22 protein-coding genes are annotated in these 21232 nt (G+C 61.7%); 5 read left to right on the top strand and 17 right to left on the bottom strand.

Annotated elements, in window-relative coordinates; genetic code table 11:
• Nucleotide 1: 1 nt before the first annotated feature.
• Nucleotides 2-859 carry an MlaE family ABC transporter permease gene (locus tag PCS43_RS05055; protein ID WP_003945491.1) on the bottom strand — a complete coding sequence of 286 codons (858 nt, stop codon included), beginning with the start codon at nucleotides 857-859 and terminating at the stop codon, nucleotides 2-4.
• Nucleotides 859-1668: an MlaE family ABC transporter permease gene (locus tag PCS43_RS05050; protein ID WP_003945485.1), complete on the bottom strand. Its 810-nt coding sequence runs from the start codon at nucleotides 1666-1668 to the stop codon at nucleotides 859-861. Before PCS43_RS05050 ends, PCS43_RS05055 begins: the two co-directional genes overlap by 1 nt.
• 541 nt (nucleotides 1669-2209) lie before the next feature.
• Between PCS43_RS05050 and PCS43_RS05045 the strand changes: the two genes are divergently transcribed.
• Nucleotides 2210-3469, top strand: a complete 1260-nt coding sequence (locus tag PCS43_RS05045; protein WP_270922999.1) for a TetR/AcrR family transcriptional regulator — start codon at nucleotides 2210-2212, stop codon at nucleotides 3467-3469.
• Between the two features lie 34 nt (nucleotides 3470-3503).
• Complete coding sequence (locus PCS43_RS05040) at nucleotides 3504-4709, top strand: winged helix-turn-helix domain-containing protein (RefSeq protein WP_209911388.1); 1206 nt, start codon at nucleotides 3504-3506, stop codon at nucleotides 4707-4709.
• A 245-nt stretch (nucleotides 4710-4954) separates the two neighbouring features.
• On the opposite strand, the gene PCS43_RS05035 is transcribed toward PCS43_RS05040, so the two are convergent.
• Both PCS43_RS05035 and PCS43_RS05030 read right to left on the bottom strand, forming a co-directional pair.
• Nucleotides 4955-6109, bottom strand: a complete 1155-nt coding sequence (locus tag PCS43_RS05035) for a Rieske 2Fe-2S domain-containing protein (RefSeq protein ID WP_209911392.1) — start codon at nucleotides 6107-6109, stop codon at nucleotides 4955-4957.
• An 83-nt stretch (nucleotides 6110-6192) separates the two neighbouring features.
• Nucleotides 6193-6957, bottom strand: a complete 765-nt coding sequence (locus PCS43_RS05030) for an SDR family NAD(P)-dependent oxidoreductase (RefSeq protein WP_007734247.1) — start codon at nucleotides 6955-6957, stop codon at nucleotides 6193-6195.
• Between the two features lie 250 nt (nucleotides 6958-7207).
• Here PCS43_RS05030 and PCS43_RS05025 point away from each other — a divergent pair, with 250 nt between their 5' ends.
• Complete coding sequence (locus tag PCS43_RS05025) at nucleotides 7208-7927, top strand: IclR family transcriptional regulator (protein WP_116057222.1); 720 nt, start codon at nucleotides 7208-7210, stop codon at nucleotides 7925-7927.
• A 78-nt stretch (nucleotides 7928-8005) separates the two neighbouring features.
• Here the strand turns inward: PCS43_RS05025 and PCS43_RS05020 are convergent, their stop codons facing one another.
• The 4 genes from PCS43_RS05020 to echA20 are packed head-to-tail and all read right to left on the bottom strand — an operon-like array spanning nucleotide 8006 to nucleotide 11508.
• Entirely contained in the window at nucleotides 8006-9067 is a 1062-nt protein-coding gene (locus PCS43_RS05020) for an NAD(P)H-dependent flavin oxidoreductase (RefSeq protein WP_007734249.1), read from the bottom strand.
• Nucleotides 9064-9819, bottom strand: a complete 756-nt coding sequence (locus PCS43_RS05015; protein WP_042920450.1) for a CoA-transferase subunit beta — start codon at nucleotides 9817-9819, stop codon at nucleotides 9064-9066. Before PCS43_RS05015 ends, PCS43_RS05020 begins: the two co-directional genes overlap by 4 nt.
• The gene (ipdA, locus tag PCS43_RS05010) at nucleotides 9816-10724 is read right to left on the bottom strand and encodes a cholesterol ring-cleaving hydrolase subunit IpdA (RefSeq protein WP_042449482.1); all 909 of its coding nucleotides are present in this window, start codon (nucleotides 10722-10724) and stop codon (nucleotides 9816-9818) included. Before ipdA ends, PCS43_RS05015 begins: the two co-directional genes overlap by 4 nt.
• A gap of 7 nt (nucleotides 10725-10731) precedes the next feature.
• Complete coding sequence (gene echA20, locus PCS43_RS05005) at nucleotides 10732-11508, bottom strand: (7aS)-7a-methyl-1,5-dioxo-2,3,5,6,7,7a-hexahydro-1H-indene-carboxyl-CoA hydrolase (protein ID WP_003945611.1); 777 nt, start codon at nucleotides 11506-11508, stop codon at nucleotides 10732-10734.
• 102 nt (nucleotides 11509-11610) lie between these two features.
• Here echA20 and PCS43_RS05000 point away from each other — a divergent pair, with 102 nt between their 5' ends.
• Nucleotides 11611-12525, top strand: a complete 915-nt coding sequence (locus PCS43_RS05000) for an SDR family oxidoreductase (RefSeq protein ID WP_003945561.1) — start codon at nucleotides 11611-11613, stop codon at nucleotides 12523-12525.
• 67 nt (nucleotides 12526-12592) lie between these two features.
• On the opposite strand, the gene PCS43_RS04995 is transcribed toward PCS43_RS05000, so the two are convergent.
• From PCS43_RS04995 to PCS43_RS04980, 4 genes are all read right to left on the bottom strand, one after another.
• Nucleotides 12593-13264, bottom strand: a complete 672-nt coding sequence (locus PCS43_RS04995; RefSeq protein ID WP_003945460.1) for a GNAT family N-acetyltransferase — start codon at nucleotides 13262-13264, stop codon at nucleotides 12593-12595.
• 94 nt (nucleotides 13265-13358) lie between these two features.
• The gene (locus PCS43_RS04990) at nucleotides 13359-13772 is read right to left on the bottom strand and encodes a hypothetical protein (RefSeq protein ID WP_042449485.1); all 414 of its coding nucleotides are present in this window, start codon (nucleotides 13770-13772) and stop codon (nucleotides 13359-13361) included.
• A gap of 57 nt (nucleotides 13773-13829) precedes the next feature.
• Nucleotides 13830-14318: a nitroreductase family deazaflavin-dependent oxidoreductase gene (locus tag PCS43_RS04985; RefSeq protein ID WP_209911395.1), complete on the bottom strand. Its 489-nt coding sequence runs from the start codon at nucleotides 14316-14318 to the stop codon at nucleotides 13830-13832.
• Nucleotide 14319: 1 nt separating this feature from the next.
• Nucleotides 14320-15483, bottom strand: coding sequence for a steroid 3-ketoacyl-CoA thiolase (locus PCS43_RS04980; protein WP_003945509.1), 1164 nt, complete (start codon nucleotides 15481-15483; stop codon nucleotides 14320-14322).
• Nucleotides 15484-15657: 174 nt separating this feature from the next.
• Between PCS43_RS04980 and PCS43_RS04975 the strand changes: the two genes are divergently transcribed.
• On the top strand, nucleotides 15658-16908 hold the full coding sequence (locus PCS43_RS04975; RefSeq protein ID WP_007734267.1) for a cytochrome P450: 1251 nt from the start codon (nucleotides 15658-15660) through the stop codon (nucleotides 16906-16908).
• A 194-nt stretch (nucleotides 16909-17102) separates the two neighbouring features.
• On the opposite strand, the gene PCS43_RS04970 is transcribed toward PCS43_RS04975, so the two are convergent.
• From PCS43_RS04970 to PCS43_RS04950, 5 genes are all read right to left on the bottom strand, one after another.
• Entirely contained in the window at nucleotides 17103-17483 is a 381-nt protein-coding gene (locus tag PCS43_RS04970; RefSeq protein WP_020906296.1) for a VOC family protein, read from the bottom strand.
• 173 nt (nucleotides 17484-17656) lie between these two features.
• On the bottom strand, nucleotides 17657-18067 hold the full coding sequence (locus tag PCS43_RS04965; RefSeq protein ID WP_007734269.1) for a nuclear transport factor 2 family protein: 411 nt from the start codon (nucleotides 18065-18067) through the stop codon (nucleotides 17657-17659).
• Nucleotides 18068-18076: 9 nt separating this feature from the next.
• Complete coding sequence (locus PCS43_RS04960; RefSeq protein WP_019746978.1) at nucleotides 18077-18940, bottom strand: TIGR03619 family F420-dependent LLM class oxidoreductase; 864 nt, start codon at nucleotides 18938-18940, stop codon at nucleotides 18077-18079.
• Nucleotides 18941-18976: 36 nt separating this feature from the next.
• Nucleotides 18977-20158: a thiolase domain-containing protein gene (locus PCS43_RS04955; RefSeq protein WP_007734272.1), complete on the bottom strand. Its 1182-nt coding sequence runs from the start codon at nucleotides 20156-20158 to the stop codon at nucleotides 18977-18979.
• Nucleotides 20158-21228: a thiolase domain-containing protein gene (locus PCS43_RS04950; RefSeq protein WP_007734273.1), complete on the bottom strand. Its 1071-nt coding sequence runs from the start codon at nucleotides 21226-21228 to the stop codon at nucleotides 20158-20160. Before PCS43_RS04950 ends, PCS43_RS04955 begins: the two co-directional genes overlap by 1 nt.
• Nucleotides 21229-21232: the final 4 nt, after the last annotated feature.

Here is a 21232-nt window from a genome sequence, read left to right as displayed (position 1 = left end):
CTCAGACCCCCATTCCCGGGATCTGGGGCACGAGGCCCCACAGCGCGAAAGTCATCAGTACGTCGAGGATTCCGATCGCGAGGATCGCAGTCCGGAGCGCGCGCCCGGCCGCTTGCCCGACGCCGGCCGGACCACCGGAGGCATAGTAGCCGTACGCGCAGTGAACCAGCGCGACAACAGCGGCGAACACCACGGCCTTGAGACCCGAGTACAGGAGATCCTGCGGAGAGATCGCCAGATGGAAGAAGTAGTCGTAAGTACCGGCCGATGCGCCGTTGAAGAACACGACGACCAGTCGGGTCGAGAGGTAACTGGCCAGGAGTCCGATCATGTAGATCGGGATGACACAGATCATGGCAGCGATCACCCGGGTACCCGCGAGGAAGGGGATCGATCGGATCGCCATCGAGTCCAGCGCGTCGATTTCGTCGGAGATACGCATGGCCCCGATCTGGGCGGTGAAACCCGTTCCGACCTTGGCGGCCAACGCGATCGCGACGACAACAGGGGCCAGTTCACGGGTGTTGGCAACCGCGGACAGCATGCCGGAGAGCGAGGTCATCCCGACAAGCTCGAGGCCCCGGTGGGTCTCGACGCCCAACATCATCGCCGCGGCCAGCGACATCGCGAAGACGATCCCGATGGTGCCGCCGCCGGACAACAAGGAATTCGTGCCGAAGCTGACCTCGCTGATCTGACCGAGTACATGCTTGCGGTACTTGGTGAGCGCAAAGGGGATCGATGCGATAGTGCGGACGTAGAAAGTGACGTGCTGACCGAGGGAGACGAGGCCGTCGCCCGCGGTTCGCAGGGGTCTGCTCGCTTGACGTGCTCGAACACGGAGATCGACGAGCGACATCAGAATTCACCGACTGCCGGGACGATTACGGTGTAGAGCGCGGACAACACTGTGTTCACGATGAAGACGAGCGCGAACGCGATGACCACGGCTTCGTTGACTGCGTCGGCAACGCCGCGTGGGCCACCTTTTGCATGTAGACCTTTGAAGGTGGCGACCAAAGTCGAAGCGATGCCGAAGACCGCAGCCTTCACCAAAGCCATGACGAAGTCGGAAGATCGCCCGTACTGACTGAACGTTGCCATGAACGTTCCGGCCGGAAGATGCTGGACGTAGATGTGGTACAGGTAGCACGCGATCACACCGCCGAAGGTGACCATCGAACACAGTGCAAGGGAGACGATCACTGCCGCAACCAATCTCGGTGCGACGAGGCGCTCGATCACGTCGATGCCCATCACTTCCATCGCGTCGATCTCTTCCCGGATCTTTCGTGAACCCAAATCCGTGCAGATCGCCGATCCTGCGACACCGGCCATCATCAACGCGCACACCAGCGCCGCGGCCTGACCGACGATGATGAAAGCTACGACAGCTCCGGAATATCCACCGGCTCCGATCCGGCCGGCCAGTTCACCGACCGAGACGGCGATGAATACACCGATCGGAATCATGAGAAGCAGCGACGGGCCGGTGCTGACGCGACCGATGAACAGGGTCTGAGTAACCGTCTCGTGCAATGAGAGTCGTCTGCGCAGGATTGCCGTGAACAGGCCGAAGAGTGCCTGAACCGAGAATCCGATCAGATAGCCCCCCTGTAACGCTACGTCTCGCACCGGGCCCTTCGCGGCTGGCAGCTCGTACGTCATCTAATTGAATTCCTTTGCAGATCAACAGTGTTCGGCACGGAGTTCGAACTGTTCGAGCGCTGGCGGTCGAGCGAACTGCCTGTGAAGCATCTCACACATATATGTGTCCAAGCAAGCATTATGTGAACCGAAATTCTCGTCGAACTGTCAGCCCTGTTGACCGAGTTTCCTTCATTGACGTGGAGATATCGGAACTGTTCATATCGACATCCTGTGTATGTTTACGAATATTCCGAATCTGTCAGTCGGATTGCTTCGTGGATGCGGGCTGGATGCTTCGAGCGGTGACCCTACCCACTGCTGGTGGCCACAGGCAACGTTTTGTTAACGAAGATTCTCGGTGGAAGCAACGGGGGAGGTGGCGAATGGCGAGTGGTGTGTTCTGATCAAAGGCAGTGTTACCTGCATGTATGAAACTCTAGACGCGCGATGTGCTGAAATCGGTGTACGAGTTTTCAGAATCATGCTTATGCTGATTCTCGTCTGATGAGCAGGCGGATCGAAGTGCTTTGTGCGTGAGGGCTGGAGAGTGGGGTACACGGTGAGCCTGAACGATCAGTTCGTCGACGCGCAGACGTCGAATGGGATTGTTCGGCAGCCGAGGTCCGACTCCGTCAAGAGGCGACCGAAGGACCGCAAGGCGCAGATCGCGGCAGCAGCGGCAATCGCGTTCAGTGAGCGCGGATATCCTGCTGTCAGTGTCGACGACATCGCGTCGGCGGTCGGTATTTCGGGTTCGGCGCTCTATCGGCACTTTCCGAACAAGTACGCGATGTTCCGCCACGCGGCACTGGAGTTGACCGGAGCGCTCGCCAGTGCCCTCGATGCCGTTTCGGTTGCGCCTGCGGCAACCGATGCGCAGCGGTTGCGCGAAGATCTGATTGCAGTGATACGAACGACGATCCACAATCGGCGTACGGCCGGAATCTATCGTTGGGAGAGCCGGTTTCTCGACGCCGATGATCGGAAATCCGTTCGAGCGCAAGCCAGTGCGGTCAATCGCCGAGTAGCCCGGTATCTTTCGCGTTCCGAACCCGCGATGACGGCGAGGGACGAGACCCTCGTCGTGGCAGCGATGTTCAGCGTCATCGGCAGCATCACCGTCCATAACCTGTTGCTGCCCCAGCGATCGATGGAGAAGGTTCTGCTCGACGCGTGTCTGGCGATAGATCAAGGTGAGGGTGCAATCACCGCTAGCCGCTTGGAGCAGTCCTCGTTACCACGAACCGTGACCACGAACAAACGTGAACGTCTCTTGCAGGAAGCCGTGCGCCTCTTCGACTCTCGCGGGTATCACGACGTCAGCATCGAAGAGATCGCCGCGGCCGCCGGCTTGAACGCATCCGGTATGTACCGCTACTTTCCCAGCAAGGCAGAGCTTCTCGGCGCCGTGTTCTATCGAGCTGCAGATCGCTTGGACTTGGCGACGGCAGCGGTCTTCGACTCCGCGACTTCGCACGAACAAGTGCTCCGGTCACTGTCGGCGATGTACGTGGAGTTGTCGTTTGCACAGCACGAATTGATGTCGGTCTACTTCTCCGAGATGAACAACCTTCTGCCGAGTCATCGAAGCGATCTGAAGAATCGCCAGAAGCTTTACGTGGTCGAATGGGCGCGAGTGCTCGGCGAGATTCGTCCTGAGCTGTCGGCAGTAGAGGCGAAGTTCGTAGTTCACGCTGCGCTCAACCTGGTCCCGGATGTCGGCCGCATGATGAAGTTCGACGCTGCCGCAGAGAACGCGGCCAGGTTGCAGGTGTTCATGTCGGCAGTACTGTTCGGCCGTCGGGCTTCGGCCGCCTGAAGCGTGTCGGTGAGTGTGCGTAGTCTGGCCCACTATGAGCGAAGTCGTGTCACTGGCAGCTGCCCGTCGCATAGCCCTTGCCGCTCAGGGATTCGGCAAATCGCATCCCACGACGGTGACGCGTCGCAATCTGGTCGGCGTGATGGACCGGCTGCAGGTGCTGCAGATCGACTCGGTCAATGTCTTCGAACGCAGTCACTACCTACCCGTTTATGCGCGATTGGGCGCATACGACAAATCCAGACTCGATCAGCTTGCCTTCGCCCCCGGTTCGGGATACCTCGAATACTGGGGCCACGAAGCAACGTTCTTGCCGGTGGACATGTGGCCGTTGTTCCGTTGGCGGATGGACCAGTTTCGCGCCAAAGCGTTGAGTGACAAGGACGGGTGGGCTTCCGATCGGAGTGTCTTCCTCGATTGGTTGCGGCAGGAGTTGCGCGACAACGGTCCGATGGCGGCGAGCGAGATCGAACACGAGGCGAACACACGGCGCGGTCCGTGGTGGGGGTGGTCCGACGTGAAGGTCGGGCTGGAGACGCTGTTCCGTTGGGGCGAGGTGGTCTCGGCGGGGCGCGCCGGTTTCGAGCGTCGTTACGGCCTGGCCGAGCAGATGCTTGCACCCGAGATACTCGACGCACACGTCGAGCGGTCGGAGGCGATACGCGAACTGGTGCTGCGGGGTGTGAAGGCACACGGTCTCGGCACCCTCGACGACATCGCCGACTACTTTCGTCTGCCCAGCGCAGAAGCACGAACGGCATTGCAGGAACTCGAAGATGCCGGCAGTGTGCGCCGGGTGTCCGTCGACGGCTGGGAGCGTCGAGGCAAGGCAAGGGAGGTGTGGATCGATCCGCGAGCGAAGCGTCCCAGGTCCATCCGTGCGGAAGCGTTGTTGTCACCCTTCGACCCGGTAGTGTGGGCACGCGATCGAGCGTTGCGGCTCTTCGACTTTCACTACCGGATCGAGATCTACACTCCGGCGCACAAGCGAGTTCACGGATACTACGTGCTTCCGGTCTTGATCGACGACAAGATCTGCGCCCGAGTCGATCTGAAGAACGACCGTCAGAACCGTCGACTGCTTGTCCGCGCGGCGTGGGCCGAACCCACCGCGGACGCCGACACTGCGCCGCGGTTGGCGGAACTCCTTCGGAGAACTGCGCGTTGGCAGGGCTGCGACACCGTCGAGGTGGAGAACAAAGGTACGTTGTCTCAGCAGTTGGCCGCCGCTATGACGTGAGCCTTCAGGTCGCGAGGACGATTGTCATTCGGGAACTGTTATGCGTCCGTCGGTAGCTGCCTGATTGATGGAATTTCTCAATGCGGAACAACTTCCGGATCGAATTCTCAGCGGTTCAGCATCGTCGCGGTACTCCAAACATGCCGTGCGCGAATCTGATCGCCACTGGGTCGACGTGTGATGCCAGCTGTTCTTCTCCACGAGGACGTATGTTCCGCACCGCTCGCAGTCCAGCGGTTCCATGGTCATTGCCCTACTCCTGCGGCGGCCCTGCGTGCGATGTTGTCAGCGACTTCCTGCTTCCACACTTCGATGGGTTTGCTTGTGTCCATCTCGAATTCGAAACGGTCGACCATGTCCGGGGTGATGTCGGCGACGTCCACGTAGAACTGTTCGTACCAACGGCGTAGTTGGTAGACCGGGCCGTCCTCGGTGCAGAGCAGTGGATTGTCGATACGGGTCTTGTTCTTCCAGATCTCGATGTCCTGTTCGAATCCGACGCCGATGTACCCGATCATTGCGTCGACAAGTTGATCGGCGAACTCGGCGGGCATCTCTGCGGACTTCTGGACGGTAATGCCGTACATGAGTACGAATTTGTTCGGGCTCACCGGGTAGTGGCAGTTGATCAGCACCGAATCGGTCGTGAAGTTCTCGTAGACGTAGCGCAAGTCGTCGATCATGAACGACGGTCCGTGGTAGGCCGCTGTCGAAAGATTCGATACCAACTTCGGTACGTCGGGGTCGGTCCAGGTCACGATGTCGTCGCGGTTGATGCCGCTCTGCTCCTGGATGGCGACGTGTCCTTCGAAGACGTTCTTGAAATAGGTGGGGAACGAGAAGTGCACGTAGAAGAAGTGCGCCATGTCAACGACGTTGTCGACGATTTCTCGGCAGTTCGTATCGATGACTATCGACTTCCAGACCCAATCGGTCCACTCGTGCTCCGCAGACTTGATGATCGGTATGGCGACTTCGGCAGGAGGCGGATTGCCTTCGGGATCGTGCCAGACGAAGAGCAGCCCGTCTTGTTCGAGCGCAGTCCAAGCGCGGGTCTTGGCAAGCGGGGGGACACGTCGAGCATAGGGAATCGCGGTGCACTTACCGTTGCCTCCCCACCTCCAGTCGTGGAAGGGGCACGCGATCGAATCGCCCTTGACCGTGCCCTGACTCAGGTCGCCGCCCATGTGACGGCAGTACGCGTCGAGGATCCTCAGTTCGCCATGCGAGTCGGAGAAGACGACCAGTTTGGTACCGAAAGCTTTGACGGGATGCGGGTTCCCGTCGCTGTAGTCCTTGGCGAGGCCGAGGCAGTGCCATCCGCGGGCAAATCGAGTGGGAGGTTCTCCCTGGTCGATGATGCGAACCTCTTCCGATTCATTGACATCCGCAATTGTCATGTTCTTCCTTTCGTGAGTGCACCCGGTGGGCTGGACCGAGCGACGTTGTACGACAGTCGAAGGGGTGTAAATCTCTGGGCAAGTCACATACGTTGCGACGAGATGTTGCCGCCGTCGACAACCAATTCCGTTGCGGTGATGTAACTTGCTTCGTCGGACAGCAGGAAGCGGACAGCGTGTGCGATTTCCTCCGGGCGACCGAGCCTGCCGAGGAGGATGCGTCGTTCGAATGCCCCGTCACCCAATGCGTCTACGGTCGGCTGAAGCAGAGGGGTCAGAATCTGTCCGGGAGAGACGCAGTTGATCCGAATGCCGTCCGGGCCCAGTCGGTCCGCCAGCGATCGGACCATCGACAACATCCCACCCTTTGCAGCGGAGTAGACAGGGTTGATTGCATTGCCCAAAGTTGCGTTGATCGAAGCGATTCCGACTATTGCCGAACCGGGATTGGCCGTGAAATCAGGCATCAACTGTTGAACCAACAGGATGAGCGGACGTAGATGGGTGTTGATACCCGTCTCCCACACGTCGAGCGTCACTCCTTCGAGGGATCCGATATCGACGACCCCGGCGGAGTGAACAAGTCCGCCGATGGAGGGAAGTGAGGAACGGGTTGTGGCCAATGCGGCCGCGTAGTCGTCCGCTCTCGTGAGATCGATTCCCACTCCGATGGCGTCGATGCCGAATTCGGAGGAGATCACTGCTGCCTGATCGACCGCTTTTGCCTCGTCGATATCCCAGAGAGCGACTGGTCGTCGGATCGCCGCGAGCGCGCGGGCGGAGGCCAATCCGATTCCGGATGCGCCGCCGGTGATGATCACGCCTGTCGACGGGGATGAAGCATTCATGTGTCCTCCTGATTTTGAAGCGTTCTGCTCGGCGCCGCATGATCTGATGGGCTCCGGTCATCACTGTGACGAGGGATGGATTCGGGCTCAACGAACATGACCGATCATCGGTATAGGTGCTGGTGAGAGCCCATGCAGATGCATCTCCCGCTGCGTGGGAAACGTACTGGCGTCGTGTGTCCACGGAAGCTCAGATGGGCGGAACGAATGTTGGCTGCCGAAGCGGCGGGCCACCGGAACGGAGACATCGATGTTGGTCGGACCGATCACCGAAGAGTCCATCCCCATGTCAACTCTCGACAGACTGTCGGTGGTGGTGGACTGCTTTCGTGACGCGCCTCGGCTGACATTGGGGGAGGTGGCGCGCCGAACCGGGATTCCGCGATCGTCCGTGCACCGGATGCTACTGAAACTCGTGAGGATGAACTGGCTACGCCGCGAAGGACTCGAGTACGAGATAGGCGACAAGCTAGGAGATCTGGGCGCGCTCTCGCTGTATCGAAACAAAGTGGATCGAGTGGTTACGCCCCTACTTCAGCAATTACATTTCGTGACTGGACACGCCGTGCACCTCGGGGTGTTGGAAGGAAACCATGTGCGCTATATCCAGAAGATCGGGAGCCTGATGGTCCCCGACCTTCAGACTCGCGTCGGCTCACGTATCCCAGCGCAAGCGTCGACCATCGGGAAGTCACTGTTGAGCGCCGGCAACAGATCGGTGGCATCGTCGCACAATGCCAATGGCGTTCGCCAACACGCAGTTGCGTTCGGAATCTGCAATTCCGGGATGGGCTGTATCGGCGCGCGAATCGGGGTGCTCGACCACATGCCAGTAGGTCTCTCGATTTGTGGGCCCTTGATTCGCGGCACGATAGACAAGAGGAACGCCGCTCCCGTACAGATGGCGGCAGCAGCGATCTCGCAGTATTTCGGAATGATCGACGGGTTCGAGCAGGAGAAGACGGGATAGTCCGACAAACGCAAATAGTGCGCCTCCCCCCACTACGCGTAAAGCGCAGTGGGGGAGACGCACTCGGATAGAGCTGTGTCAGCGAAGAGCCGCAAGCGCGTCGATACGCCCCGCGGCACCTTCCATGATGCTTTCGATCAGTTCCTTGCAGCTGGGCAGATCGTTGATCATGCCGACAACCTGACCCGAAGCAAGAACACCGGCTTCCGTGTTGCCCTCGACCAGTCCGGCCTTGAGCAACATCGGGGTGTTGGCTGCCATGATGATCTGCATCAGCGTGCGGTCACCCGACCGCTTCATCGCGAGACCGTCCTTGGCGAGGGTCGACCACTTCATGCCCGTCATGGCCTTGAACTTCGTGGCATTCTTGGCCGCGGCGATCAAACCGGTTGCATAGCTGGAACCTTCGAGGCTGTTGACCAGGTCGGTGTTGAGCACACGATGAGGCATGCCGTCGACCTTGCGGGAGACAGTCGTATCCGTCAGTCCGCGCTTGAGATACTCCTGTTTGACGGAATCGGGCACCGAAGAGTCGCTGGTGAGAAGGAATCGCGTTCCCATCGCGACACCGGCAGCGCCGTACGCCAGTGCGGCAGCCAGCCCGCGGCCGTCGAAGAATCCGCCACCGGCGATGACCGGAATATCGACCGCGTCGAGAACCGAGGGGAGAAGCAATGTCGTGGCCACACCGCCGGTATGGCCACCACCTTCGCCGCCCTGGACGATGACGGCGTCCGCGCCCCAGGATGCAACCTTGACCGCGTGCTTCGCGGCACCGATCGAGGGCACGACGACGATGCCGTGGTCCTTGAGCTTGGCGATCAGTTCCTTCTTGGGAGCCAACGCAAACGACGCGACCTTGACGCCTTCACGGATCAGCAGATCCGCGCGTTGCGGGGCGTCAGTGGCGTCGGCACGCATGTTGACGCCGAACGGCTTGTCCGTGAGCTGCTTCGTCTTCTTGATCGCGTGCTCGAGCTCGTCGTACGTCATCGTGGCCGAAGCCAGGATGCCGAGACCACCGGCGTTAGCCGTTGCCGACGTGAGAGCGGGACCGGAAACCCAGCCCATACCCGTCTGCACGATCGGGTACTCGACACCGACCAGTTCGGTCAGCGCGGTCTTCAGGGTGGGGGTCATGCCGAGACCTCACGGTCCCGGAGGTTGCGCGGATCGAGGGTTTCGCGGATGAGGTGAAGTTCTTCGACGGTGGGGTCACGGGTGATACCGGCCTCGGCGAGTCCGGCAACCTCGAACGAGGTGTTCTCGGCTACCTCTTCGGCGGTGACGCCGGGGTGAAGGCTCAACGCGCGGAAGGTGTTTCCTGGTCCGCCGAAGTCGAAGACACCGAGGTTGGTGACGACGCGGGGGATGTTCAGGTACTTGTAAGCCGGATTCTCGGGATCGATCTGGTCGTAGCCGACACCGCACACCACGTCGACCTTGTCGACGAACACTCGCTTGGAGTGCTTGGGGACGAAGTAGCTCGTCGCGTGGTTGATGGTGTTACCCGGGGCGCCGCGCACACCGAACATCTGACGCGTCGGCTGCTGAAGCGGGCCGAAGGCGGAGAGGTTCTGGTTGCCGTGGCGATCGAGCTGATTGGCGCCCATGACTACGTGACGGCGGCCGGAAGCGACGACGTCGAACACCTTGCGGAAAGGCATCCATCCTTCGACGGGGCCCTTTGTTCCGACGGCCGGAGTGTCCTCGAGAATGAGGGCTTCACCATCGGTGATCAGCAGGTCGGGTTCGGTGGTGAGTCGAGCCAGGCGAGCGCCGATGGTGGACGACGTCGACATCGGGCTGGCCATGATTTCGCCTGCACCGGAGAAGATTTCAGCGCAAGCGAGAACAACGTACTCTGCGCGGGTGACGGTGGATTCGCTCATTTTGCCTGCTCCCCTGCCTTTGATGAATCGGCAAACTTCTTTACTGCGGCTTGGTAGTCCTCTTCGCTGCCGGAGAGGAAGGTGTCGACGAACGCCTGCCACGACTCGGGGGTCTTGGCGGACTCGGCGTAGTGACGCTGGAACTTCTCGTCGCGGCCGTAGCTTTCGCCGGCCAACGTGAAGTGCGCACCATTGGGTGCCTCGACGACGGCGTCAACCATCATGCGGTTGAGCAGAAGGTTCTGCAGTGGAACGGATTTGACCAGTTCCTCGGTCTCGACAATGCGTTCGACGGAGACGTATCGCTTTTCGGCGGCCATGCAGTACAGGTCGTCGAAGTACGGGTCGACGCCGTTGTACGCGGCATTGCCGTGCTTGTCACCGAGATTGAGATGAACGAACGACGCATCGAGGTTGAGCGCAGGCATCGCGATCAAGGTCTCGGAGCGGCCGTCGGCCTCGGGGTACGGGGAGGTGACGGTCTTGAGTTCGTCGCCCCAGAAGTTGCGGACATCCGAACCCAGGCCGGCGCGGATCGGGAGGAAGGGAAGGCGAGCGGCAGCTGCTTCGAGGCCACACTTGACCATGCCCTCGTCCATCTCGCGGACTTCGATCTCACCGGCGGTGCGTGCCTTGGCAAACCACGGGTCGTAGAACGGCGCGGAGTCGAGGGACACGAAACCGTAGTATGCCTTCTTGACCTTGCCGGCCGAGCACAGCAGTCCGAGATCCGGTCCGCCGTAGGTGACCACGGTCAGGTCTTTGACGTCCGAACGCAGAATCGCACGCACGAAGGCCATCGGCTTGCGGCGAGATCCCCAGCCGCCCAAGCCGATCGTCATTCCGCTGCGGAGTTCGCCGACTACCTCGTCGAGCGACTTCGTCTTGTCACGCTTGCTAGCCATGTTTGTCTCAGCCTTCCTTCTGGGTTGCGTTCTCGCGCGGCTTGCCGGTGGCGACGAACTCGTCGCGGTGTTCGTCGGACACGCCGAGGAGGTTGAGTTCGAAGGTGTAGCCCTGCTCGAGGCGGTAGCTGCCCTTGACGTCCACCGGGTCGATGCCGTTGATGGCTTCCTTGGCGCACCGGATGATGCGGGTGTCCTTGGCGGCGATCTTCGCGGCGATCTCGCGAGCGCACTCGTCGAGCTTCTCGCGCGGGACCACGTCGTAGACGCTGCCGAACTGCTTGAGTGTGTGTGCGTCGACGCTCTGTGCGGTGTAGTAGAGCGTGCGCATCATGTGCTGTGGCACCAGCCTCGAGAGGTGTGTGGCAGCGCCGAGTGCGCCGCGGTCGACCTCGGGGAGGGAGAAGATCGCGTCGTCGGAAGCGACGATCACGTCCGCGTTGCCGACGAGTCCGATGCCGCCGCCGACACAGAATCCGTTGACGGCCACGACGACGGGTACAGCACAGTCGTAGACGGCCGCGAAGGCCGCGGCGCAACCGCGGTTGGCGGCGACCAGCGCGTCGAATCCCTCGGTGGCCTGCATCTCCTTGATGTCGACGCCGGCGTTGAATCCGCGTCCCTCGGCTCGCAGGATCACCACGTGAGTGTTGAGATCCTTGCCCGCGTCGAGGATGGCGTCGGCAAGCTCGAACCATCCCTTGGACGGGATTGCATTGACCGGCGCGTAGTCGATGGTGACCGTGGTGATGCCGGTTCCGTCGGAGGAGGTGCTGATGCCCATATCGGGATTCCTTACGTCTGTGTACCAAACCAAGCGATTGCTTGGTAAGTTAGCACACAAGCGGAGCCGACAAGCCCGAGCAGAGTGCATTAGGAGATAAATATGAGTGGATTGGTCGACGGACGCGTAGTCATCATCACCGGGGCTGGCCGCGGTATCGGACGTGCGCATGCATTGGCATTTGCTGCCGAGGGCGCCAAGGTTGTCGTCAACGACATCGGTGCGGGTGCCGACGGTTCCGCGACCGGTGAGAGTCCGGCCGAGCAGGTTGTCGCGGAGATCATCGCCGCCGGTGGCCAAGCAGTGGTCAACGGAGACGACGTCGCCGACTGGGCGGGCGCCGAGAATCTGATCAAGACCGCGATCGACACCTTCGGTGGCCTGGACGTACTCGTGAACAACGCAGGCTTCCTGCGGGACCGCATGCTGGTCGGTATGAGCGAGGGCGAGTGGGACGCGGTGATCCGCGTGCACCTCAAGGGGCACTTCGCGCCGCTCCGTCACGCAGCTGCCTACTGGCGCGCCGAGGCCAAGGCAGGCAAGACCGTCGACGCACGCATCATCAACACCAGTTCGGGTGCAGGACTGCAGGGTTCGATCGGCCAGGGCAACTACGCCGCGGCCAAGGCCGGCATCGCCGAGATGACCATCCAGGCCGCCGCCGAGCTCAAGAATTACGGAGTCAGTGTCAACGCGATCGCGCCTGCTGCGCGCACACGCATGACTGTCGGCGCGGGCGGGGCGATGGCAGAAGCGATGGCAGCTCCGGAAGAGGGCTTCGACGCCATGGCTCCCGAGAACATCTCGCCGCTGGTCGTCTGGCTCGGTAGCGCCGAGTCCAAGGACGTCACGGGCCGGGTGTTCGAGGTAGAGGGCGGAAAGATCACCGTCGCGGAGGGCTGGCGTCACGGCCCGAGCGAGGACAAGGGAGATCGCTGGGACCCGAAGGAGATCGGGCCCGTCGTGGCAACGCTGTTGGAGAAGGCGGAGATTCCGACGCCGGTGTACGGGGCGTAGGGCCTCCGGCCCTGTGAGTGGTTAAGGAGTGCAGGAACTCCTCAACCACTCACAGGCGGCGTGCCGCCTACGCGGGCGCCCGAACCACCAAGACGGTGCCGGGGAACTCAGCTGCGAGTTCGCGCCGCGAATGCTTCACGCAGGCGGTGCCGTAGCCCTTCTTGCGAGATTCCGGCGCGATCCAGATCGCCACGTTCACCTCTTGGCCGTCGAGTTCGCCGAATACCAGGCCGACGCTCTTCGGGCCGTCACCGGAGACGTCCTCGGCGACGAACCAGGCAGCGCTCTCGTCGTCGATCCGACCGAGACCGCCGACGCGCTCGGCTTCGATCCGATCCTCGCTCCACGGCTTGCCGTCTTCGCCGAGCTGCTCGGCCGAGCGAATCGTGAACAGTGCCTTGTCTTCTGCGCTGTCGCTGAACGGACGCAGGGTGAAGTTCTGCCCGCTGCTCGCGGGACGATCGAGCGTCGTCCATTCGAGAGTGGCGTCGAGATTCTCCAGCTCGCCCTGGATGCGATCGCGCGCTGCCTTGGTCAGTGCGCTGAACTTGAGGCTCAGAACTGCTTCGGCATTTGCTTCCGACGTGCCGAGGAGTTCCGCGACGGTGGTCAGTGCCTCCTGGTGGTCCTTGCTGTCGACCACTGCGTCCAGCACCTCGTGGCGACGCTCCAGCGCACGCACGAGGGCTGAGGTGATCTCGCGTCGGTCCAGGATTTGATCTTGAATATGCGTCGTCATATATGCGACTCCTTGCTGTGTTCGAGGCTCTGTCGAAACGCCGTGCGGACCGTACGAGTCAATAGTGCTCCAACTCGCCGGTTATGGCACGCGTTCAGCCTCCGGTGCGGCGAACGAGCCGTTCGTAGCGCTGGCGGGCGGCTTGAGTGCTTCCGAGTCCCAGCCCGAAAGCGATGTCCTGCCAGGTCATGCCCCGTTCGCGGGCAATCCCGAGGAACAGTGCTTCCAGCTGTTCCATTTCGGCTCGGGCCTTGGGGATCAGAGTCAACGCAGCCATGACGTCGGCATCGTCGACCTCGGGTTCGTTCGGCTCAGGTATGTCGGTTCCGCCCGCAAGACGAGCCACGACGCGCACCGCGCCGTAGGGCTCGAGCATCTCCGGATGAGATTGCCGCGCGCGCTGGCTTGGGGTCGCGCCGTGGCGCTCGCTGATTCGAAAGAGTCCGGCGTACTCGCGATGTGCGCGTTCGCGGCCGGAATCGATCGGTCTGAACTGGTCATCGGTCATGAACCCAGGGTGGCACGAACCCGGGTCGATGTAAACGTTTTGTTGTAAACAGTTCGTTTAACTCTTCAGTGACTCGCACACGATGACGGGAATGACCCGGTCGGTCCAGGCCTGATAGTTGTCGAAATCCGGATACATCGCCGTCAATTTCGGCCACAGCCGAGCACGCTCGTCCTCGGCCGCGACGCGGGCTTTCATCGAGCGGATCCGAGACTTGATCTGCACCGTCACCACCGGGTCTGCCTTGATGTTGAGGTACCACATCGGGTTCTTCGGAAGACCACCTTGCGACGCCACCAGAATCACGTTCTCGCCGTCCTCGAGGAACAGCAACGGACTGATCCGCTCCTCGCCGGATTTGCGACCGGTGGTGGTCAGCAGGCAGATCGGCAGCCCGCGAGGGAACGCGCTGCCGACCCGCCACTTGCTACCCAGCCGCCCGTCGGTGGCGCGATACATCGCGACGTTCGCCTTCGACATCCACTTGATGATCTTGACCGTCGCCGGAGCGTCGAGTCCCTTGGGTTTGGCTGGGGGAGTAGTCATCTCAGATACGCTCGATGATGGTTCCGGTGGCCAGTGCGCCGCCGGCGCACATCGTGATCAGAGCCGTCGAGCCGTTGCGACGCTCGAGTTCGTGCAGTGCGGTGGTGATCAGGCGAGATCCCGTGCTGCCGACCGGATGGCCGAGAGCGAGCGCGCCGCCGTTGACATTGACGTTGTCGAAGTCAGGTTCGTGAACCTGAGCCCAGGACAGTGCGACGGATGCGAATGCTTCGTTGATCTCGAACAGATCGAGATCGCCGATCTTCATTCCGCTCTTCTCCAGGACACGGCTGGTTGCCTGCACCGGTCCGTCGAGGTGGAATTCCGGTTCCGAGCCGACCAGTGCCTGGGCGATGATGCGGGCTCGCGGCTTCAATCCGAGCGCGCGAGCCTTGTCCTCGTCCATGAGCAGGACTGCGGCCGCGCCGTCGGAGATCTGGGAAGACGTTCCGGCCGTGTGAATCCCGCCTTCGAGGACGGGCTTCAGTCGGGCAAGGGACTCCGCCGTCGTATCGCGCAGGCCCTGATCGCGATTGACGACCTTGGTCTCGCCCGTGAGGTTTCCTTCCTTGTCGACCTGGGGTGCCGAGAGTTCGAGAACCTCGCGGTCGAAACGTCCTTCCTCCCAAGCCTGCTTGGCCAGCGCCTGCGAGCGGACGCCGAGGGCTTCGACGTCGTCGCGGGTCAGTCCGCGTCGACGCGCGATGCGTTCTGCAGCTTCGAATTGGTTGGGCATGTCGATGTCCCACGTCGCGGGTCGGCGCGGCCCGGCCTGATCGCCGACGTTGGCGCCGAGGGGAACCTGGCTCATGGCTTCGATGCCGCAGGCGATACCGGCGTCGATGGCGCCGGTGGCGATCAGACCGGCGATCAGATGGTTCGCCTGCTGGGCCGAACCGCACTGGCAGTCCACGGTGGTTGCGCCGGTCTGCCACGGAAGTCCGGCGTGCAGCCAGGCCGTGCGCGTGATGTTGTTGGACTGAGCGCCGGCCTGGGTGACGCAGCCGCCGATCACCTGCTCGATCAGCAACGGGTCGATTCCCGACCGGTCGAGAACTCCCTTTTGTGCAGCTCCGAGGATCTCGGCGGCGTGCAGACCGGCGAGCCAACCTCCGCGCTTGCCGATCGGTGTACGGACAGCCTCGACGATTACTGGTGTGCCCACAGCGGGCTCCTTTCCTTGTAATGAAAAAGTAGAACAGGTTCTCTGCGGGAAGCAAGACCTGCCGACGTTTCCTTTCCTAGTAAGCAGGCTTGTGTTTCAATGAGAGTAGAACGTGTTACACATCACGGATCCCCATCACCCCTGTGATGAAAAGGCTTAGGGCAGGAGACATCAGTGGCACAGCCCGCATTCCCCGAGGGAATCGACTTCACGGACCCCGACATCTACGCGGAACGCATGCCGTTCGAGGAGTTCGCCGAACTCCGGAAGACGGCCCCCGTGTGGTGGAATCCGCAGCCCCCGGAAATCGGTGGATTCCAGGACGAGGGCTTCTGGGTGGTCACCCGTCATGAAGAGGTCAAGGAAGTTTCGCAGCGAAGCGACATCTTCTCGACCCACGAGAACACTGCGATTCCTCGCTTCGCCGACGACATCCCGCGTGAGAACGTCGAGATGCAGCGATTCATTCTCATCAACAAGGACGCTCCGGAGCACACCAAGCTGCGCAAGCTGGTATCTCGTGGATTCACCCCGCGCGCCATCAACAGCCTGCGCGAGGAACTGACCGAGCGTGCCGAAAAGATCGTCACGACCGCGGCTGCCGGCGGTGCCGGTGACTTCGTGGTTCAGGTCGCGTCCGAACTTCCGCTGCAGGCAATCGCCGAGCTTCTCGGTGTGCCGCAGGAAGATCGAATGAAGCTCTTCGACTGGTCCAACCAGATGACGTCGTACGACGATCCCGAGTTCGACATCGACCCGCAGGCAGCGTCGATGGAGATTCTGGGATACGCGTACCAGATGGCGGATCAGCGCAAGAAGTGTCCCGCCGATGACATCGTCACCAAGCTCATCGAAGCTGACATCGACGGAAATGAGCTCTCCCCAGAGGAATTCGGCTTCTTCGTGATCCTGCTTGCGGTCGCGGGTAACGAGACCACTCGCAATGCCATCACACACGGCATGGTTGCCTTCCTCGACAATCCCGACCAGTGGGAGCTGTACAAGAAGGAACGCCCAAAGACGGCGGCCGACGAGATCGTTCGTTGGGCGACCCCGGTGACTTCCTTCCAGCGCACCGCGCTCGAAGACACCGAACTCGGCGGACAGAAGATCAAGAAGGGCGATCGCGTCGTGATGATGTACGCGTCGGCCAACTTCGACGAGGACGTCTTCGAGAACCCGACGAAGTTCGACATCATGCGTGACCCCAATCCGCACCTCGGATTCGGCGGCACCGGTGCGCACTACTGCATCGGCGCCAACTTGGCCCGTCTGGAAATCGATCTGATCTTCAATGCGATCGCCGATCACCTACCCGACATCACCAGGCTCGGGGATCCCCGACGCCTTCGCTCGGGCTGGCTCAACGGCATCAAAGAGTTTCAGGTTGATTACAAGACATCGGGCTGCCCGGTCAAACACTGATCCGGACATATACTGACCTGGTAACCGGCGAGTAGGTTCTGTGTAGGTTTTCGGGAGTTGCCTCTGCGCTCTCGAACACGCAGAACTACAGTAGACGTTCCGGGAAGCCACTTGTTGGCAACCTGGAACTGCGGCGGCGTCTGCGGGATCCCTCATCTCCCGTAGGCGCCGCCGTTTGTAGTTCGATCTCCAATTCAGCCGCCGTACGGTTTGGTGATGGCTTCCAGGAAATGTCCCGACGGGTCGAGGAAGTAGACCCCACGCCCACCGTCGTTGGTGTTGAAGCCGGTACTCGACTGGCGCGGATCGGCCCAGTGATCCAGTTTCAGCGCCTGTATCCGCTGGTAGATGCCGTCGAAGTCATCCTCGGAGACGAGGAAAGCATAGTGCTGAGACGCAACCTCGGCGCCTTCTTCCACCTGTGCGAAGTCCAACGTCACGCCGTGCTCGAGTTCAACGCCGAGAAAGTAGCCGGCTTCGACCGGGCCTGGAAGGCCGAACATGTGAGTGAAGAACCACGCAGACTCTTGTCGGTCTTTTGCGGCGATGATGGTGTGATTGAACGAAATGGTCATGAGTGACCCCTTGCGGTACGACGCCTCCATGCCTGACGCAGTCCGTCATCGACACGCGACGTTGGGAACCAGGAAACCATTTCGAGCTTCTCGGTGCAAGTACGACGGGCTGATTCGAATACGACGAGCGCGGCCCCGGTCGATGACCGGGGCCGCGCTCGTACTGTGGGTTCTCAGGCTTTGCGTGCCGTCTTCATTGCACGGTCCACTTCCCAGAATGCTCGAAGCGACGCGATCTTGCCGTCGTCGTTCACCCGGTAGACGAACACGCCCTCGGCGTCGATGATCGAGCCGCCGATGGTGGTTCGGATCTTGCCGATGTTGACGTTCTCGTTGCCGCACACCAGGGAATCGTCGATCAGAAATTCGAGCTTGTCCGCGTTCGCGATCGTCATGTCGTAGAACTTGGAGATCGCTTCGCGCCCGTGATGGCCTTTGCCTTCGGGATCGAAGCCCGAAGGCCCGACCGGATCTTCCACCCAACCGTCCTCGGCGAAGAGGTCCAGCCAGGCTTCCTTGTTCTTGCCACTCGCTGCGGCGCGCGAAGCGTTACCCGCGACGCGGGCGGGGTGTTCGTCGGTCATCGCGGCTCCTCAGTTGATGTACTGCTCGGCGAATTTGCGCATCGAATCCTGCTTTGCCTCCAGTGGGGCATCGAATCCGATTCCGTCGAAAACCCAAGGCACGGTAATGATGTCCGTGACGCCGGCATCTTCGAGCTCTGCGTAACCGTCCTTGCCGAAACGGTCGATGCACACCGTCTGGATTTCGAACGGCTCGTTCTCGCGGCCGTACTCGGCGCGCAGTTCGCGTAGTCGTGCGATCACACCCACCAGGTCGTCGAACTTGATCATCGCCGAGGTCCAACCGTCGCCGACTCGCGCAGCACGCTTGAGTGCGACCTCGGTGTGGCCGCCGACGTAGAACGGAACCGGCTTGGTGGGGGCCGGGCTCATCTGCAGGCGATCGAAATCGAAGAACTCACCGTGATACTCGACCATGCCGCCGCCGAGGATCAGTTTGAGGACGTCGATCATCTCGTCCACACGTGCGCCCCGACGCTTGTACGGAGCGCCGCACCACTCGAACTCTTCCGGAGCCCAACCGATTCCGACGCCGAAGCCGAAACGGTTGTTCGTCAATGCCGCCACCGAACCGACCTGCCGCGCGAGCAGGACGGGATTGCGGCTACCCAGCTTGAGCACCTGGGTGTAGAACTCGATCTTCTCGGTCACCGCGCCCATTGCAGCCGCGGCGATGAGCGGATCGACCCAGGGGGTCTCGGCATTCCACATCCGAGACCCGTCCGGGGTGTACGGGTAATCCGCCGCCTGTGTTTCCATGAAGAACAGTGAATCGGGGAGAGCGATCGACGAGAAGCCGCATTCCTCGGCAGTTTTGGCGATACCGGCTAACTGGTCCAAGGGGTTCATGGCAACCCCGACGGTGTACTTCATCTTCGGCCTCTTCCTGATCGGCGTGTGTGCTGCTGCTTACGTGGTGGGACGTTCGGAGCCGACGACCCACATCGAGAAGTACTGCGAGCCACCGCCGTAGGCATGGCCGAGAGCCTTGCGCGCGTCGGCTACCTGGTGATCGCCGGCGCGGTGCATGACCTGCATCGCCGACTCGGCAAATCGGATCATGCCCGAGGCGCCGATCGGGTTGGAGGAGAGAACACCGCCCGAGGCATTGACCGGGAGCTTGCCGCCGATCGCGGTTTCACCTGCCTCGGTCAGCTTCCAGCCCTGGCCTTCCTCCGCGAAGCCGAGGTTCTCGAGCCACATCGGCTCGAACCACGAGAACGGGACATAGATTTCGGCGCAGTCGATCTCGTTCAGCGGATCGGTGATTCCCGCTGACTTCCACAGTGCTGCTGCAGCGTCACGGCCGGCTTGCGGATTGACCTGATCGCGTCCGGCATAGAAGGTCGGCTCGGTGCGCATGGCCGTCGCGTGGATCCACGCGACCGAACGACCCTCGGCCTCGACCTGTGCGGCCGCTTCCTCGTTGCCGATCACCAGAGCGCACGCGCCGTCAGAGGACGGGCAGGTCTCGTCGTATCGGATCGGATCCCAGAGCATCTGAGATGCCTGTACCGATTCGAGAGTGATGTCCGGCTGCCGCAAGTGCGCATACGGATTGAGGCTGCCGTTGAGCCGATCCTTCACCGCGACGAGGTAGCCGATGTGCTCCGGTGCGCCCGATCGACGAATGTACGAACGGACGTGCGGGGCGAAGTATCCACCGGCACCGGCGCCGACGGGCATGTTGAACGGAACCGGTACGGACAGCGCCCACATGGCGTTCGACTCGGACTGCTTCTCCCAGGAAACCGTCAGAACCCGCTTGTGGACACCGGATTTGACCAGGCTGGAGGCGACGATAGCCGTCGAACCGCCCACCGAGCCGGCAGTGTGAACACGCAGCAACGGCTTTCCGTTGGCGCCCAGAGCATCCGACATGGCGAGTTCGGGCATCATCGAACCCTCGAACAAGTCGGGGGCCTTTCCGATGACGACGGCGTCGATGTCGTCCCAGCCGACGTTGGCGTCGAGCATCGCGGCGTCGATGGCTTCACGAACCAAGCCCGCCATCGAGACATCGTGACGCTTTGCGACGTAGTGAGTTTGGCCGGTGCCGAGCACGGCCGCGAGTTGAGGCGTTCCGGCCATCAGTTCCGTCCCTCCAAGACTGCTACCAGGTTCTGCTGCAGCACAGGGCCGCTTGTTGCATGGGCCAGAGCGCGATTCGCCTGGCCGTCGAAGATTGCCTTGGCGGCGTGGCCGATTCGTTCCAGACCACCGGCGAACAGTGGGTTGCCGCTGAGCGGACCGCCGGACGGATTGATCGTGGTGGCGTCGGTCAGGCCGATCGCTTCCTTCAAGATCAATTCCTGGTGAGTGAACGGTGCGTGCAGTTCGGCGACGTCGATGTTGCCGACCTCGCCGCCCGTTGCCGCCTTGGCTGCGGACGTAGTGGACGGTGAGGTGGTCAGGTCACGTGCACCCAGGTTGGGGGAGTCGATGCGATGCTCGAGTCCGGTGATCCACGCCGGCCGCTCGCAGAGATCGCGGGCGCGGTTACCCGAGGCCAGGACGATTGCTGCCGCGCCGTCGGTGATGGGCGCACAATCGTGTGCGCGCAACGGATCTGCGAGGAAGGGGCTGGCGAGAAGGGCCTCGATGTCGACCTCGCCTGCGAGCTGAGCCTTCGGATTGCTCAGCGCGTGACGACGGCTACGAGCGGCAACCTCCGCCATGTCCTCGTGCGTCCACTTACCCGCGTCGAGTCCGAGTCGGGCTTGAAGTCCGGCGATCGAGACGGAGTCCGGCCACAGCGGAGTGACGAGGTACGGATCGAGCTGCATGGACAGGATCTTGCGCAGGTGCCCGGCGGAGGACTTGCCGAATCCGTACACCAGCGCGGTCTCGACCTCACCGGTCAAGATCTTGATCCACGCTTCGTAGAAGGCCCACGCGGCGTCCATCTCGACGTGAGATTCGTTGATCGGCGGGACCGCTCCGATGGAGTCGATGGCCGAGATGAAGGAGAACGCTCGTCCGGCCAGGTAGTCGGAAGATCCGGAGCACCAGAAGCCGATGTCTGACTTGGTGATTCCCAGATCGCTGTAGAGCTGCTGGAAGCACGGGACGAGCATCTCGACGCCGTTGGTGGTGCCGTTGGTTTCGCGGACGTGGGGTGCCTGAGCAAAGCCCACGACTGCGATGTCTGCAGAAGTCATTTCA

Source organism: Rhodococcus sp. C-2, from assembly GCF_027854095.1.
In the GTDB taxonomy this organism is placed as follows: Bacteria; Actinomycetota; Actinomycetes; order Mycobacteriales; family Mycobacteriaceae; genus Rhodococcus_F; species Rhodococcus_F qingshengii.
The sequence above is the reverse complement of the archived record's forward strand: the minus strand, read 5'-3'. Positions and strand labels throughout refer to the sequence as shown.